The 15,920-nt window shown below is 61.8% G+C and carries 18 protein-coding genes; all 18 read right to left on the reverse strand.

Annotation, left to right across the window (positions count from 1 at the left end; translation table 11 throughout):
- Positions 1–4: 4 nt before the first annotated feature.
- On the reverse strand, positions 5–1,306 hold the full coding sequence (locus RBB16_RS17070) for an amino acid ABC transporter permease (RefSeq protein ID WP_306047299.1): 1,302 nt from the start codon (positions 1,304–1,306) through the stop codon (positions 5–7).
- Position 1,307: 1 nt separating this feature from the next.
- A complete protein-coding gene (locus RBB16_RS17075; RefSeq protein ID WP_306047300.1) occupies positions 1,308–2,597 on the reverse strand; it encodes an amino acid ABC transporter permease in 1,290 nt (429 codons plus the stop codon).
- A gap of 149 nt (positions 2,598–2,746) precedes the next feature.
- Positions 2,747–3,763: an amino acid ABC transporter substrate-binding protein gene (locus tag RBB16_RS17080; protein ID WP_306047301.1), complete on the reverse strand. Its 1,017-nt coding sequence runs from the start codon at positions 3,761–3,763 to the stop codon at positions 2,747–2,749.
- Positions 3,764–3,999: 236 nt separating this feature from the next.
- Positions 4,000–4,713, reverse strand: a complete 714-nt coding sequence (locus RBB16_RS17085) for an ATP12 family chaperone protein (protein WP_306047302.1) — start codon at positions 4,711–4,713, stop codon at positions 4,000–4,002.
- A 3-nt stretch (positions 4,714–4,716) separates the two neighbouring features.
- Complete coding sequence (locus tag RBB16_RS17090; protein ID WP_306047303.1) at positions 4,717–5,388, reverse strand: HAD-IA family hydrolase; 672 nt, start codon at positions 5,386–5,388, stop codon at positions 4,717–4,719.
- A complete protein-coding gene (locus RBB16_RS17095; RefSeq protein WP_306047304.1) occupies positions 5,385–6,431 on the reverse strand; it encodes an RluA family pseudouridine synthase in 1,047 nt (348 codons plus the stop codon). Before RBB16_RS17095 ends, RBB16_RS17090 begins: the two co-directional genes overlap by 4 nt.
- Entirely contained in the window at positions 6,428–6,808 is a 381-nt protein-coding gene (gene crcB / locus RBB16_RS17100) for a fluoride efflux transporter CrcB (protein ID WP_306047305.1), read from the reverse strand. The genes RBB16_RS17095 and crcB overlap by 4 nt, the downstream gene beginning before the upstream one ends.
- Before the next feature lie 31 nt (positions 6,809–6,839).
- Complete coding sequence (locus RBB16_RS17105) at positions 6,840–8,156, reverse strand: replication-associated recombination protein A (RefSeq protein WP_306047306.1); 1,317 nt, start codon at positions 8,154–8,156, stop codon at positions 6,840–6,842.
- Between the two features lie 59 nt (positions 8,157–8,215).
- On the reverse strand, positions 8,216–8,803 hold the full coding sequence (locus tag RBB16_RS17110) for an acyl-homoserine-lactone synthase (protein ID WP_071689293.1): 588 nt from the start codon (positions 8,801–8,803) through the stop codon (positions 8,216–8,218).
- A 60-nt stretch (positions 8,804–8,863) separates the two neighbouring features.
- Entirely contained in the window at positions 8,864–9,475 is a 612-nt protein-coding gene (locus RBB16_RS17115) for an autoinducer binding domain-containing protein (protein ID WP_127562018.1), read from the reverse strand.
- Between the two features lie 336 nt (positions 9,476–9,811).
- On the reverse strand, positions 9,812–10,231 hold the full coding sequence (rplQ, locus tag RBB16_RS17120) for a 50S ribosomal protein L17 (protein WP_306047307.1): 420 nt from the start codon (positions 10,229–10,231) through the stop codon (positions 9,812–9,814).
- Positions 10,232–10,403: 172 nt separating this feature from the next.
- On the reverse strand, positions 10,404–11,420 hold the full coding sequence (locus RBB16_RS17125; RefSeq protein ID WP_071689296.1) for a DNA-directed RNA polymerase subunit alpha: 1,017 nt from the start codon (positions 11,418–11,420) through the stop codon (positions 10,404–10,406).
- A gap of 115 nt (positions 11,421–11,535) precedes the next feature.
- On the reverse strand, positions 11,536–11,925 hold the full coding sequence (gene rpsK / locus RBB16_RS17130; RefSeq protein ID WP_284481501.1) for a 30S ribosomal protein S11: 390 nt from the start codon (positions 11,923–11,925) through the stop codon (positions 11,536–11,538).
- 15 nt (positions 11,926–11,940) lie between these two features.
- Positions 11,941–12,309, reverse strand: coding sequence for a 30S ribosomal protein S13 (gene rpsM / locus RBB16_RS17135; protein ID WP_071689298.1), 369 nt, complete (start codon positions 12,307–12,309; stop codon positions 11,941–11,943).
- A gap of 236 nt (positions 12,310–12,545) precedes the next feature.
- On the reverse strand, positions 12,546–12,902 hold the full coding sequence (locus tag RBB16_RS17140) for a hypothetical protein (protein ID WP_306047308.1): 357 nt from the start codon (positions 12,900–12,902) through the stop codon (positions 12,546–12,548).
- Positions 12,899–13,543, reverse strand: a complete 645-nt coding sequence (locus tag RBB16_RS17145; protein WP_306047309.1) for an adenylate kinase — start codon at positions 13,541–13,543, stop codon at positions 12,899–12,901. Before RBB16_RS17145 ends, RBB16_RS17140 begins: the two co-directional genes overlap by 4 nt.
- Positions 13,540–14,910: a preprotein translocase subunit SecY gene (gene secY / locus RBB16_RS17150; protein WP_306047310.1), complete on the reverse strand. Its 1,371-nt coding sequence runs from the start codon at positions 14,908–14,910 to the stop codon at positions 13,540–13,542. Before secY ends, RBB16_RS17145 begins: the two co-directional genes overlap by 4 nt.
- Before the next feature lie 128 nt (positions 14,911–15,038).
- Positions 15,039–15,512: a 50S ribosomal protein L15 gene (gene rplO, locus RBB16_RS17155; protein ID WP_306047311.1), complete on the reverse strand. Its 474-nt coding sequence runs from the start codon at positions 15,510–15,512 to the stop codon at positions 15,039–15,041.
- Between the last annotated feature and the right edge of the window lie 408 nt (positions 15,513–15,920).

Genomic DNA, 15,920 nt, shown 5'->3' on the forward strand with positions numbered 1-15,920 from the left:
CTCCTTAGCGATGCCCGGTCTGAAGCTTGCGCTCCAGCCACATTGAGTAGCGGGACATGAGAAAACAGAAGATGAAGAAGCAAAGGCCGATGAAGATGAACAGTTCCCAGTAGATACCGTTCCAGGCCGCGTCAGCGCGAATTGCGTTGGACAGGCCAATCGGGTCCAGCAGGCCGATGAACACCACCAGCGTGGTATCCTTGAAGAGGCCGATGAACGAGGACACGATCCCGGGAATGGAGATCTTCAGCGCTTGCGGCAGGATGATCAGCTGCATGGATTGCCAGTAGTCCAACCCAAGGCTGTCCGCGCCTTCATACTGGCCACGCGGCAGGGCCGCGAGGCCCCCACGGACCACCTCGGCGATATAGGCCGAGGAGAAGAGCGTCACCATGATGATCACCCTCAACATCAGATCGAAGTTGGTCCCCGGCGGCAGGAAGTAGTTCAGCAGCAGCGATGCCGTGAACAGCCACACGATCAGAGGAACACCCCGGATGATCTCGATGAAGAAGACCGAGCATTTATTGATGATGAACAGATCCGATTGACGCCCAAGCGCCAGCAGGATGCCAAGCGGCAGCGACATCACGATGCCTGCGACACCGATCACGATGGCCAGCATGAAGCCGCCAAACCGGTCAGAGGCAACCGACTCGATCCCGATTGGCAGAGCCGAGCCAAGCGCCCCGCTGATCGCTCCGGCTACAAACAGCCAGTAGAGCAATGGCACCACGATGGCCGCGATCGTTGCCCCTAAAGCACCGAGCGTTGCGGACCCGTACTTGATGATGGCCCAACCGATCACGAAGCCGAGGGCCGTCACGATCGGACCCCAGATCGTGCCACCCCACAGCAGCCAATAGGCGGCGAAGGGCATGATGGCCGTCACGATCAGCAGCTTGCGCGGCGCCGTGTCGAACAGAACCGGAGCAATCGCGACACCGAACAGGATCAGCGCCAGGATCGGCCGCCAGTACAGCTCGGACGGGTAGAAGCCGAACAAGAGCTGGTGCCAGCGCGCGCCAATCACAGCCCAACAGGCAACGTCATGGCCAACGCCTGACGCATCCCGGATTTCCCGGCACTCCGACAGCGATTCCGCGTTCCAGATCCCGCCGAGCGCCCAGGGCAGGATATGCGCCAGGACCCAGTAGATCACATAGATCGACACCAGCGTCAGGATCGAGTTCAGCCAACCCGAGAACAGGTTCTCCCGGATCCACTTCACCACGCCCTTTTCGCCGAGTGGCGGGTCCTGTGGTTCCAGCATCTGGGTGCGGACAAATGAAGGTGTATTCGCCATATCACCGCTCCTTCAGCTTGACGGAATTGTTGTAGATGTTCATCACGCCCGAGATGACCAGCGAGGTCACAAGGTAGAACAGACCCAGAAGCAACATGCCCTCCAGCTCTCGGCCGGTCTGGTTGATCGTGATCCCCCCGAGGGTGGAGCGAACATCCATGTAGCCCACAGCGATGGCGAGCGAGCTGTTCTTGGTCAGGTTCAGATATTGCGAGATGAGCGGCGGAATGATCACCCGCATCGCCTGCGGCAGGATCACCAGGTTCATCGTCCGGTTCGGACGCAGGCCAAGGGCGAAGGCCGCCTCGGTCTGGCCCTTGCTGACGGCCATGATACCCGCCCGCACAATCTCGGCGATGAAGGCCCCGGTATAGAGCGACAGCGCGAACCACAGGGCAATCAGCGAGTTCCGCATATGGATACCGCCGGAGAAGTTGAAGCCCCTCAGTTCCGGGATGTCCAGCGTCGCCCCAAGGACGAGCATGACCACAACGAACGGCCCGAGGATCACGCCGAGCTGCATCCAGAAGGTGGCGGGCGGTCTGACCCCCGTGGCCTCCTGCGTTCTTGTGGCCCAACGACCGATGGCCTTGGATGCGAACACCCCGCCAACCAGCAGGACCAGAACCAGCAGCCAGTCGATGGCCGCGGCAGTCGGAATGACCGCCGCTTCGACACCGTCCGCCGCCTCGGTCATCTCATTGCCGCCAAGCGAGCGGGTGAAGACGACATTGGGCACGTAGATGCCGCGGTTCGTGACAGCCACGCTTTCGCCAAGGATCATCGACGCCTCTGCATCCTCCCCTCGGAAATCGCGCGGCTGCGGCGTGGATTCGGTCATGACCGCGAAGATCAGGATGATCCACAGAAGCAGCGGGATATTGCGGAAGCCTTCAACATAGACGGTCATCAGGCGGCCGACGATCCAGTTCTTCGACAGGCGCAGAACCCCTGCGATGACGCCGAGGATGGTGGCCAGGATACAGCCCAGGAAAGCCACGAGAAGCGTATTGAGGATACCGACAAGCGCGGCGCGCCCGTGGGTGGAGTCATTCGAGTATTCGATGAGGCGCTGGTTGATATCGTAGCCGGCGCGAGAGTTCAGGAAGCTGAAATTGAAATCTTTCCCGAGTTCTTCAAGATTGTGAACGATGTTCCGTCCCAGGAACCAGATCGCCGCGAGGATGAGGGCGAAGGCGACAACCTGAATGGTCATGGACCGATACCGGGTGTCGTAAATAAGTTGGCTAAGTCGGAAGGACTCGGCCGGTGGGTTTGTTGCTGATGACATGTTTGGCAACCCCGACTGTCGCTGGAGGAGCGACCCACGACCCCCCATTCACCTGTATGACAGGTGGTCCGGTCGCATGGTCAGTACTTGGTGAGGCGCAATTGGAAGAAGGGCGCGGCAATGCCGCGCCCCCCAATTCCGGCTATTCCTTAGCGGAACGGCGGCGAGTAGAGCAGACCACCATCGGTCCACTGTGCGTTCAGACCACGCGCCAGACCGATCGGGGTGTTCTCACCGATGTTGCCTTCAAAGAGTTCACCGTAGTTGCCGACGGAGGAAATCGCGTTTGCCGCCCAGTCGGAGGACAGGCCGAGCATACCGCCCAGGTCGCCTTCGGAGCCGAGCAGACGGTTGATTTCCGGGTTCTCGGTGCCGGCAGCCAGTTCAGCCACGTTTGCCGAGGTCACGCCAAGCTCTTCAGCTGCGATCAGAGCGTTCAGCGTCCAGCGGACGATGTCACCCCATTCGTTGTCGCCATGGCGAACGAGCGGGCCGAGCGGCTCTTTCGAGATGATTTCCGGCAGAACCACGTGTGCCGACGGATCTTCGAAGGTGGCGCGGGTTGCGGCCAGGCCAGAGGCGTCGGTGGTGTACACGTCACAGGCGCCAGCCAGGTACTGCTGCTGCGCTTCTGCGTTGGTTTCGATCGGAACCGGCTCGTAGCTCATGTTGTTCGAGGCGAAGAAGTCCGCCAGGTTGAGCTCGGTGGTGGTGCCGGTCTGGATACAGACGGTTGCACCGTCGAGTTCCATGGCCGAGGACACGCCCAGTTCACGGGGAACCATGAAGCCCTGACCGTCATAGTAGTTGATGCCGGTGAATTCGAAACGCAGGTCGACGTCACGGCTGAAGGTCCAGGTGGTGTTCCGGGCCAGCATGTCGATCTCGCCGGAGGCCAGCGCGGTGAAGCGGGTCTGACCGGTGGTGGGCACGAAGTTCACGGCGGTGGAGTCGCCGAGAACGGCAGCGGCGACAGCGCGGCAAACGCCAACGTCGAAGCCTTCCCATTCACCGTTTGCATCGGGCGCCGCAAAGCCGACGAGGCCAGTGGTCACGCCGCAGTTCAGTGCACCACGCGCGCGGACTTCGTCCAGCGTCTGCGCGGACACAGCACCAGCTGCGAGACCTGCCACGGCAAGCGTGCCGAGAAGAACGGATTTTTTCATGTTTACCTCTTCCTGATGGTTCGCCCTTTTGGGCGACTTGTTCGGCCATTAAGGCCCTTGAATTGGGAGGGGCAAACGCCATCAGCACCAGCCCCCGCCCTTTAATTGGGCAAATCTGGGTGATGAGGTCAAGGGTAGGGTTTGGTGAAACACACTGTTCCAAGGCTTACCTAGGGTAAATTTCCCAAGGTGCCCGCGCCCTGCGCAACAGCATTATCAAAGTGCCTAGGGAAACATCACGTTCCTTGCGCAAGGCGCAGGAAGTTCGCCGCATGCAGGAAAGCACGGCGCTTGATCTCGGCAGCTTCACTCGCTTCCTCGTCCTCGCCCCACTGCGAGATCTGCCAATCCTCATCGATTCGGCTCAGGCGCCAGGCCGCGTCGGGCTCGATTTGCTCATTCGCGACACTCAACCCCAGCACAAGCGACCCCGAGAGCGTCACAAGGTCATGCAATGCGGTCAGGGAAAAGGGCCGATACCCCGCCACGACACGGGCATAAACCGCAAGGCTTTCGTCAGGATGATCGGCGGGCAATATGCCGGACACCACCGCCAGCGGTGCCGAATAGGTCTTCTCCGCCCAGTCCAGAACCGGGTTCCAGCCCTTGTTTTGCTGATCTGCCAGCTCTTTGGGGGAGTCTGCCCGATGGCACAGCAGATCGGTCTCCGCATAGGCCGCCAGCATTGCGGCCACCTCTGCATGCTGGGTTGCCACCTTGTCGATCGCCGCGTTTGCCGAGCGCGTGAAAGGCATCGACAGCGGGTCGATCACGCCGTCCTGCGCCTGCCATTCGGCGGCCACGGCGTCGGCCATTTCACGCGTCGGCAGCGCCATTGCGGATTTCAGAGGGGTGCGCACCGGACGTCCGTCCAGCAGCACCTGCCAACCGCCCTCGGCATCGGCAACGCGTGTTTCCTTCCAGAACCGTTTCGCCTTCCACTCGCTCATTGCTCAGCCCCAGATCTCGTTCAGTGCATTGTCCAATTGGTCGAAATGCGTCAGCACTTTCATCGCCCCTGCGGTCACCAGATTTTCTGCCGGGTGATAGCCCCATTCGACACCGACCGCGGGAATTCCGGCATTGCGGCCCATTTCCATGTCGAAAACCGTATCCCCGAGAATCACCGCATGTGTAGTATCTACCCCGGTTTCGGACAGACAGGCCTGGATCATCGAAGGGTTCGGTTTCGACGGGTGATCGTCCGCCACCTGCACCGTCTGGAACAGGCGGCGAAGCCCGTGCATCTCCATCAGGTGATCCATGCCGCGGCGCGATTTTCCGGTAGCAATGCCAAGCAGCAGATCGTCCCGTGCGGCCAGCGACCCCAGCATTTCGCGCGCGCCGGGATAGAAAGGCGACAGCGCCTCGCCGCCCTCAACCCTCATCCGCATGAAACCGTCCTTGTACCCCTCGACCAGGGCCGATTGCAGCGCCAAATCGGCCCCTGGCATCAGCCGGTCGATGGCCACAGGCAAGGACAGACCAACAATCGACAGGGTCTCTTCGCGCGTTGGCGGGGTCAGGCCCTGCCCTTCGAACGCGGCCCTCATCGCCCCGACGATATGGGCCTGGCTGTCGATCAGCGTACCGTCGACATCGAAGATGACCAGTTTCAGGGTCATTTCACCCCTTCGAACGGGTCGTCTGCGGCAAGGCTTTCATCCCAGCCCAGCGTTTCCCAGCTTTGCGCCATATGTTCAGGCAAGGGGGCGGTGATGGTGATCTCTTTATGCGTCACGGGATGCTCGAACCGCATCATCCGCGCATGCAGATGCAGTTTCTTCGAGATGATCCCGCCCAGTTGCGCACCCCATCCATCGCCCAGATTCTCCTGACCCGAGCCGCCATATTTTCCGTCCCCGATGATCGGGTGCCCGATCTCGGCCATATGCGCGCGCAGCTGATGGGTGCGGCCCGTGATCGGCTCCATCGCCACCCAGGCCGCACGCGACGCGACGCGGTAGAGCGTGGCATAGAGCGTATGGGCGCGCTTGGCGTCGGGGTTCTGGTCCATGTCGCGCGGATGGATGGCGATCATCTTCTCGCCCTCGCCCTTGCGGCCATGGCCGGGCGCTTTCATCAGGCCAAAACGGATCTCGCCCAGATAGGGCGTCGGCACACCAGCCACCAAAGCCCAGTAGATCTTGCGCGTCTCCCGGTGACGCATCGCGGCGGTCAGGGCCTTCGCGGCCTCTCGCGTGCGGGCCAGCAGCAGGACACCGGACGTATCCTTGTCCAGCCGGTGCACCAGCCGCGGCTTGTCCTCAAACCCGAATTTCAACGCCTCGGCCAACCCGTCCACATGTCGGGTCTGCTTGCTGCCCCCTTGGGTGGGCAGGCCCGGTGGCTTGTTCAGCGCAATGATATGGTCGTCGCGGTAGATCACCGCGCCCTGGATCATCTTCGCATCGGCATCAGACACATGGTCCCGCTTGGTAAACGGTTGCGGCGCGGCCTCATCGGGCAGCGGCGGGATGCGCACGGATTGCCCCACTTCCAGACGGGTCGCAGGTTTCACCCGCCCGCCATCGACGCGGATCTCTCCCTTGCGGCACATCTTCTCGATGCGCACCTGCCCGATATGGGGGAAGCGCCGTTTGAACCACCGGTCGAGCCGCTGATCGCCCTCGCCCGGGCCGACTTCCACTGTCTGAACACCACTCATACGAACATCCCCCGTGCCAGCCACAGGCCCAGAAGCAGCCCGAAGATCGAACACACGACCGAGGCCACGACATACAGCACCGCCCCGCTCAGGTCGCCGCGTTCATAAAGCGTCACCGCCTCCAGCGAGAAGGCGGAAAACGTGGTGAACCCGCCCAGAACACCGGTCATCACGAAGGGCGACAGATGCGTCAGGCCGCGATGCGCGGCCGCCACCACGAAAACCCCCATCAGGAAGGACCCCACGATATTCACCGTGATCACGCCAAGCGGAAAGGCCCCGTGCCCCACCAGACGCACGATGCCGACCCCGGTCGCATAGCGCGCCGAGGCCCCGATGGCGCCGCCAAGGGCGACCTGAAGAAGCGTTGTCAACATGGGCGGGGTTTGTGGCTTTGCGCGGGGCTTGTCAACCGCCCTGCCGCTTGGCTCGCAGCTTTGCAAAATAGGCCACGCGCTTGGCCAGATCGCGTTCAAAGCCGCGCTCGACCGGCTGGTAGAATGCCTTGCGGGCCATGGTCTCGGGGAAATAGTCCTGCCCCGAAAACCCGTCCTCGGCATCGTGATCATAAGCATATCCGTCACCGTATCCCTGATCCTTCATCAACCCCGTGGGCGCATTCAGGATGTGTTTGGGCGGCGGTGCGGACCCGGTTTTTGCGGCGGCCTTCCGCGCGCCCTTGTAGGCCACGTAAATCGCGTTCGACTTGGGTGCCAGCGCCAGATAGGCCACCGCCTGCGCCAGCGCCAGTTCGCCCTCGGGGCTGCCGAGCCGTTCATAGGTCTGCCAGGCATCGAGGCACAGCCGCTGCGCCTGCGGGTCGGCGAGGCCGATATCCTCCACCGCCATCCGGGTGATGCGCCGGGCCAGAAAGCGCGGGTCTTCGCCGCCCTCCAGCATCCGCGCGAACCAATATAGCGCCGCATCCGGGTCCGACCCGCGCACCGATTTGTGCAGGGCGGAGATCAGGTTGTAATGGGCATCGCCCGATTTATCGTACTGCGCAGCCCGGCGGCTTAGCCTCTGGCCAAGCTGTTTCGGATCAAGCGGCGCGTCGACCTTCCACGCCGCCACCTGTTCCACCAGGTTCAGCATCGCCCGCCCGTCCCCATCGGCCATCTCGCGCAAGGATGCGCGAGCGTCATCAGTCAGGGGCAGCTGTGTCTCGAGCTCCGCCTCTGCGCGGGCGATCAACTGGTCCAGATCCTCGTCATTCAGACGCTCCAGCACCAGAACCTGCGACCGGCTGAGAACAGCCGCATTCAATTCAAATGAGGGATTTTCGGTTGTCGCCCCAACCAGAAGAATCGTGCCATCTTCCATATGTGGCAGAAAGCCATCCTGTTGGGCTTTGTTGAAACGGTGGATCTCATCCACAAACAGAAGCGTACCGCCGCCATTGGCGCGGCGATGCTTGGCGGCCTCGAACACCTTTCGCAGGTCCGGCACGCCGGTGAAAATCGCGCTGATCTGCACGAAACTCAGGTCGGTTTCCTGCGCCAGAAGGCGCGCAATCGTGGTCTTGCCCACACCGGGCGGCCCCCAGAAAATGAGCGAGCCGAGAGACCCCGAATCCAGCATCACCCGCAGGCTGCCATCGGGGCCCAGCAAATGGCCCTGCCCGATCACCTCGGACAAGGCACGGGGGCGCAGCCGGTCGGCCAGGGGCCTTGGTCCGGCTGCGTTGGTGTCGGCGGATGGGGCATGTGCGAATAGATCGGCCATGCCCGCACCCTATGTCTGGATACGGTTGGGGAAAAGCCATTCCGGCATACACCATCCGATCAATGCATCTTGGTGGCCATGCTGATCGACACCGCGACGCTTTTCTCTCCGTCGAAGTCCAGCTCGCGACCGGCGGGAACACAATCAAGCCCGACCCGGCGGGCCAGACGCGGCGAGTTCGCGGGAATGATGCCAATCAGCTCGGACGCCCCCAGATCCCGCGCCGAGCTGACCATTTCCGAAATCAGCTGCATCTGAACCCGGAAACGCAGTTTCGCCGGAACCTCCCGGCTGACGAAAACGCGGCTCGATTCCCAGATATGGCTCGCGACGGGCGCTTTCCGATCCAGCAGATCCGCCGGGATAGACTCCAGCAACCCGCGCTGTGCGTCGCGGATCATATAGGTGTAGATGCCACAGCGATGCGTGGTCGGCGTCAGCCGAACCCCGGCCATGACATGGCCGTCTTCATGAACCGTGACCCACCGGCTGGCCGGTGTGTCATACTGGTCGAACTCCATGCCGTTCGCTTCGGGCAGATCCCATCGGTTCTGCACGATGAAGGTCTGGTGTCGCGCACGGAGCATGTTCGCGAACAGCTCACCATGGTTGTGCATGTTCTCGAAAGACAGTGTAGTGACTTGCATTGAGGTGCCTCCTGGTTGGCGGTTGGTAAACCCTGAACCGCGAGGCAACTGCCTTTGCTGTCATAATAATCGGAATTCCCGCGCTTTCTTGAGTGCTTCGGCCGTGGTTCGCGCACCCAAGCGAACGCGGGCGGACGACAGGCGCGCTTTCAACGCGCTCTCGGAAATACCCAGCTTGGCAGCCGCTGCGGTATGTCTGTCTCCATCGGCGATCAGGCGAAGCGCCTCGATCTGAGCCTTGGTTAGTTCGGTGGGTGGTGCAGCGGCCTCGTGAAGCGCGCGGGATACCACTGCAATCGCGTCAAGCTCGTCATCCGTGAATTCACGGTCCGAGCGCGCGCACCCGATGATTGACCGGGACGTGATCGGCCCGCAGGACACCACCGCACCATAAAGCAGGCCATGGCGTTTGGCCTTCTGCATGATGCTGAACGGGTCCGGCAGGCGGATTTCACTCCACCTGGTCTGTCCACTTATGCCAATCCCCCAGAATACCAGCGGGTCACGCAAAGCGTAGGCATTGTCCTGATACTCCTGCTGCCAGTCCGGCGGATAGGTGCTTTTCAGAATCATTGGCGACGCAAAACGGATGTGCAGCCCCACGGTATACCCCATTGGGGCAAGGGCTTTCAGCTGATCCAGCAAGGATATGAGTACTCTACTATTGGACATGTCTTTTTGGACAGGTTGTCGGAATTCGGGTGCTCCGTAAAGTCATATTATGACGATTGATGTTGTGTGTCGAATGGCTGAAAAGGTAAATCCGCATATTTTTGCGCGGATCATGGGGCTTCCGGGCCCCATTCGTCGGGATATTCTGGAATTCATGGGGCAAACTCCTGTTTGTGAACGGGAATTGGAACGTCTTGTCGCGGATGCCGCGGATCGGAATGGAATCGAAATACCAAAAGCGTCTTAACGAACCTGGAAAATGCCACAAGCTTAACGAAAAAACCCCGCCAAAATCGGCGGGGTTTCGTCGTTTCGATCTGGCCAAGTGGCCAGCTATCAATCTTCGGCGGCTTCTTCGGCCTCGACGCGGGCGCGGTCGGCGGCGCCTTTGGCGTCAATATCGCGGTCCACGAATTCGATGATCGCCATCGGCGCCATGTCGCCATAACGGAAACCGGCCTTCAGAACGCGAACATAGCCGCCCTGACGTTCTGCGTAACGGGGGCCGAGCACTTCGAACAGTTTCGCAACATAGGCGTCCTGCTTGAGCTGGGCAGCGGCCTGACGGCGGGCGTGCAGATCGCCGCGCTTGCCCAGAGTGATCAGCTTCTCGATGATCGGGCGCAGTTCCTTGGCCTTGGGCAGGGTGGTCTTGATCTGCTCGTGCTCGATCAGAGAGCCAGCCATGTTGGCGAACATCGCCTTGCGGTGTTCATGGGTGCGGTTGAGGCGGCGGTAGCCACGTGCGTGACGCATGATGAAGTCTCCTGACTTTGTGCTTTGTCCGGGGCCGGTGCGTGCCGGTCCCTCCTTGGTGGGGCAGGATTGCCCATTTGGTCCCCGCCAGCGCGGGCATTTTTCGGGACGGTGGGCAAACTGCCCACCCTACCCGGGGTTTCGTAGGGTGGGCAGTTTGCCCACCGTCCGATCAGAAGTTGTCTTCGAACTTCTTGGCCAGATCCTCGATGTTGTCGGGCGGCCAGTCGATGATGTCCATGCCCAGGTGCAGACCCATGCCGGACAGCACTTCCTTGATCTCGTTCAAGGACTTGCGGCCGAAGTTCGGGGTGCGCAGCATCTCGGCTTCGGTCTTCTGGATCAGGTCGCCGATATAGACGATGTTGTCGTTCTTCAGGCAGTTTGCAGACCGGACCGACAGTTCCAGTTCGTCGACCTTCTTCAGAAGCAGCGGGTTGAACTCCAGATCGTCCTCGTCGTCCGCACGGCCAGCGGCCTCGGGCTCATCGAAGTTGACGAAGATCGACAGCTGGTCCTGCAGGATGCGCGCGGCATAGGCCACGGCGTCATCCGGGGTCACCGACCCGTCGGTTTCCAGCTTCAGCGTCAGCTTGTCATAGTCCAGCACCTGACCTTCGCGGGTCGGCTGCACGTCGTAGGACACTTTCTTGACCGGCGAATAGATCGCGTCGATCGAGATCAGGCCGATCGGCGCATCCTCGGGGCGGTTCTTTTCCGCCGCGACATAGCCCTTGCCGGTATTCACGGTCAGTTCCATGAACAGATCGGCGCCCTCATCGAGGTGGCAGATCACGTGATCGCGGTTCAGGATCTCGATACCGGCGGATTCCGAGATGTCACCAGCGGTGACAACCTTGGGGCCCTTGGCCGAGATGGAGATACGCTTGGGGCCTTCCACATCCATGCGGATGGAAACGCCTTTCAGGTTCAGAACCACGTCGGTCACGTCTTCCCGAACGCCCGCGATGGACGAGAACTCGTGCAGCACGTTGTCGATCTGCACCGACGTGATTGCCGCGCCTTGCAGCGACGACATCAGAACGCGACGCAGCGCGTTGCCAAGCGTCAGACCAAAGCCGCGCTCCAGCGGTTCGGCGATGACCGTGGCCTGACGGGCCGGGTCGTTGCCGGGGTTGACCACCAGTTGCGTGGGCTTGATCAGCTCTTGCCAATTCTTATGGATCATGTGTCGCCTCCATTCCTGTTCGCGGGCGGATCCCTTGCCCGGAACGCTCGAGGATCAAAATGACAAACCTGCGGGCCGTGTGGGAGTCACACGGCCCGCAGGCAAGTAGACATAATCAGACGCGGCGGCGCTTCGGGGGGCGGCAGCCGTTATGTGCGATCGGGGTCACATCACGGATCGAGGTGATGTTGAAACCGACGGCAGCCAGGGCGCGCAGCGCGCTTTCACGGCCGGAACCGGGGCCCTGAACTTCCACTTCCAGCGTCTTGACGCCGTGTTCCTGTGCCTTGCGGCCCGCATCTTCTGCGGCCATCTGCGCGGCATAGGGGGTGGATTTCCGCGACCCCTTGAAGCCCATCGTACCGGCGGACGACCACGAGATGGCGTTGCCCTGCACGTCGGAAATCAGGATCTTGGTGTTGTTGAAGGAGCTGTTCACATGCGCCACACCAGCGGCGATGTTCTTGCGTTCCTTACGCTTCATGCGGGTCTTGTCACGAGCCATTGTGCGAACCTCCCCTTACTTCTTCTTACCGGCAATGGCCTTTGCGGGGCCTTTGCGGGTGCGGGCGTTGGTGTGGGTCCGCTGACCGCGAACGGGCAGGTTCCGGCGATGACGCAGACCGCGATAGCAGCCCAGGTCCATCAGACGCTTGATGTTCATCTGGGTTTCGCGGCGCAGGTCGCCTTCAACGGTGAAGTTCGCGTCGATATGCTCGCGGATGGCCAGAACCTCGGCATCCGACAGCTCGTTCACGCGACGGGTTTCGTCGATGTTCACGGCTTCGCAGATGGATTTCGCGGAGGCGGGGCCAATCCCGGTGATGTAGGTCAGCGCGATCGGAACGCGCTTGGCGGTGGGGATGTTTACCCCGGCAATACGTGCCACGTAGTCTTCCTTTTCCGTTGCGGTTCCGTAGCTCCAGAACCTTTTTTCACAACCGAAAGCCCGAGGCGGTCAGCCTGCGGGCCATCGAACAATTCGGTACGAGGGGGATGCAGGGCTGATTCCCGCAAGTCTCGCGATTCCCGGATGGGAAGCCTGCTGTTAGGCGGATTTCCCCACCGGGTCAAGGGCGTTCGGCTTTTGTCAAGAACTTTCTGGAAAGCCCCTGCTCAGCCCGGTCAGATGTCGCACAGATCGAGCATCGCCATCTCTTCCCCGCCACGCATGACGGCCACCTCGTCGGGATGTTCCGGGGCGAGAAGAAAGGCCGTTTCGCCGTCCACACCCTGCCAGCGGCAACTGCCCAACTCGGCACCGGTTTCCGGCACGTCCATCCCCGGCAGATCGAGCTGAAACGCGCAATGGCTGGACTCTGCGTTATCCGGCTGTTCCAGCGCCTCGAACGCTTCGATCAGCAGATCCTCCAGATCCCACTGAGAGAAGCCGGAACGGCAATCGTCCTGTGCCAGCGCCACGGCGGGGGCTGCGATCAGGGCCGCGGTCAGGGTCAGCACCACGGCCCGCATCGGGATCACGCGTCCAGAACGGTGCGGATCGCGCCCGCGACCTCGTCGATCTCGCCCAGACCATCGACCACCGACAGATCGCCCTTGGCATAGTAATAGCCGATCAGCGGCGAGGTCTTCTTGTAGTATTCCATCAGCCGCTGCTTGAGGCTGTCCTCATTGTCATCGGCGCGGCGCTTGAACTCGGTACCGCCGCAATTGACGCATTTTCCATCGGCGGGGATCGGCTTGGTCAGGTCGTTATAGACCTCACCACAATCGCCACAGGTCGACCGCGCCGTGATCCGCGCCACCAGCGCCTCGTCATCGACGCGCATCTCGATCACCGCATCCAGGCTCTGCCCGGTCTTGGCCAGCAACGCGCCAAGCGCATCGGCCTGCGCCAGCGTGCGCGGGAACCCGTCAAAGATGAACCCGTCCGCTTCAACCGTGGTCAGCTGCTCTTCGATCAGCCCAATCACGATCTCGTCGGTCACCAGTTCCCCTCGGGCCATCACATCGGCCACGCGCTTTCCCATCTCGGTGCCCGAGCTTTGGGCGGCGCGCAGCATGTCTCCGGTAGACAGCTGGACCATGTTGCGCTCATCCACCAGGATCCGCGCTTGTGTGCCTTTGCCGGCCCCCGGGGGCCCGAGTAGAATAAGGTTCATCGGCGCGCGGGTCCTTTCCGTTTGTTGCGGCTGCCGCCGGACTTGCGCCCGCGCAGCTGCGATTTCTCGATCAGCCCTTCATACTGATGCGCCAGCAGATGCGACTGCACCTGTTGCACAGTATCCATCCCGACCGACACGATGATCAGGATCGAGGTGCCGCCGAAATAGGCCGTGATCGTCAGCTGAGTACGGACGATCTCGGGCAGCAACACCACCAGCGCCAGATAAGCGGAGCCCAGAACCAGGATGCGGTTGGTCACGTATTCCAGGTACTCGGCGGTCTTCGGACCGGGGCGGATGCCGGGAACAAAGCCGTTCTGGTTCTTCAGATTGTCGGCGACGTCATCCACCTTGAACGACACGTTGAGCGTGTAGAAATAGGTGAAGAAGATGATCATCGCTGCGAAAAACAGCAGGTAGAGCGGCTGCCCGGGGCCGAACATCGCCAGGATCCAGGTCATCACAGGGCCCGCATTCTGGCCCGAGAAGGTCGAGACCGTGGTCGGCAGCAGCAGCAGCGACGAGGCGAAGATCGCCGGGATCACGCCCGCCGGGTTCACCTTGATCGGCAAGTGGCTGGACCCGCCGTCATACACCTTCATCCCCACCTGCCGGCGCGGATACTGGATGTGAATCTTGCGCAGACTGCGCTCCATGAACACCACGAAGGTCAGCGTACCAAGCAGCATCGCGATGATGCCCAGAACGGTAAAGGTCTGCAGATCGCCCGACCGGCCCAGGGTAAAGAACTGTGCCAGCGCGCCGGGGATCTCGGCGATGATGCCGACGAAGATGATCAGCGAGATGCCGTTGCCGATGCCGCGCTGCGTGATCTGCTCCCCCAGCCACATCAGGAACATGGTGCCGCCCACCAGCGTGATCACGCAGGCCGCGCGGAAGAACCAGCCGCCATCGGTCACAAGTTCGCCCGCTTCCAGGCTGACGGCCAGCCCGTAGGCCTGGAAGGTGGCCAGCAACACCGTGCCGTAGCGGGTGTACTGGTTGATCTTCTTGCGCCCCTGTTCACCCTCTTTCTTCAGCTGCTCCAGCGCCGGCACCATGGCCGTCATCAGCTGCACGATGATCGAGGCCGAGATATAGGGCATGATGCCGAGGGCAAAGACCCCCATCCGCCCCAGCGCGCCGCCGGTGAACACGTCGATCATGTCGCCGATGCCGCCCGCGGCCTGGTCGAGGAAGTCGCGCAGCGCTTCGCCGTCGATTCCGGGGACCGGGATATAGGTGCCGATACGGTAGATGATCAGAAGGCCGATGGTGAACAGGATACGCTGGCGCAGCTCGGTGGCTTTGCCAAAGGTACGCCAGCTCAGGTTCGCGGCCATTTGCTCTGCAGCAGATGCCATAGGGTCTCTCTCATGCACAGCGCCGCGGGATCGGGGTCGACCACGCGGCGCGGGAAGAACTTGCCAAAGATGTAAGCGGTAAGGTTACCGCTCACAAGCGTTGATCGGGCTTTTGCCCGAAGGCCGAGTTATTCCGCCGCAGCCGCAGCCGCCACGGTCAGGCTGCCACCAGCCTTCTCGACAGCCTCGATGGCGGACTTGGACGCACCGGTCACGGTCAGGTTCAGCGCGGCGGTCACGTCGCCCTTGGCCAGAATCCGCACGCCGTCCAGCTTGCGGCGCACCAGGCCGGATGCGACCAGCGCATCCTCGGTGATGGCAGCGGATGCGTCCAGCTTGCCCTCGTCCACGAATTTCTGGATCAGGCCCAGGTTGACGACAGCAAATGCCTTGCGGTTGGGCTTGTTGAAGCCGCGCTTGGGCAGACGCTGGTAAAGCGGCATCTGGCCGCCTTCGTAGCCGTTCAGCGCAACACCGGACCGGGATTTCTGACCCTTGATACCACGGCCAGCGGTCTTGCCCTTGCCCGAACCGGGGCCGCGGCCGATACGCTTGGCTTTCTTGGTCGCGCCGGGATTGTCGCGCAGTTCATGCAGTTTCATGTCGCTTCTCCTTCGCCGGAACTGACCCCCGAAGCGATCACGGGGCCAAACACGGCATTTCTTGATTGTTGAGTCTCGGACCCAGGCAGGGCCACCGGGGGCGTATAGACTCGGGCCGTCGCTCTGGCAAGCCCCTCACCGCCGCCCATTCCCGCATCGCGCCTTCCGCTTTCATCTTGGCCCAAATACCTCCGCCGGAGGCATCCCGCCCTTTCCACAGATCCAGCGGCCATATAGGACCGATCTCCCCTGTGCCGCCCGATCCGATGCGCCCGGCCCACCCCAGGGCGGGGAAGGGCCTTCGAAGGCCCTTGTGAAGAGGTTTCGAAACCTCTTCCCCCCGCAAGCGGCAAGGTCTTGCAACAGGTCCGGCTGATTTCGGAAATCGAGGTTTCGTCTGCACGGGGG

Origin of the sequence: Nioella sp. MMSF_3534 (genome assembly GCF_030732985.1) — a bacterium.
In the GTDB taxonomy this organism is placed as follows: domain Bacteria; phylum Pseudomonadota; class Alphaproteobacteria; order Rhodobacterales; family Rhodobacteraceae; genus Nioella.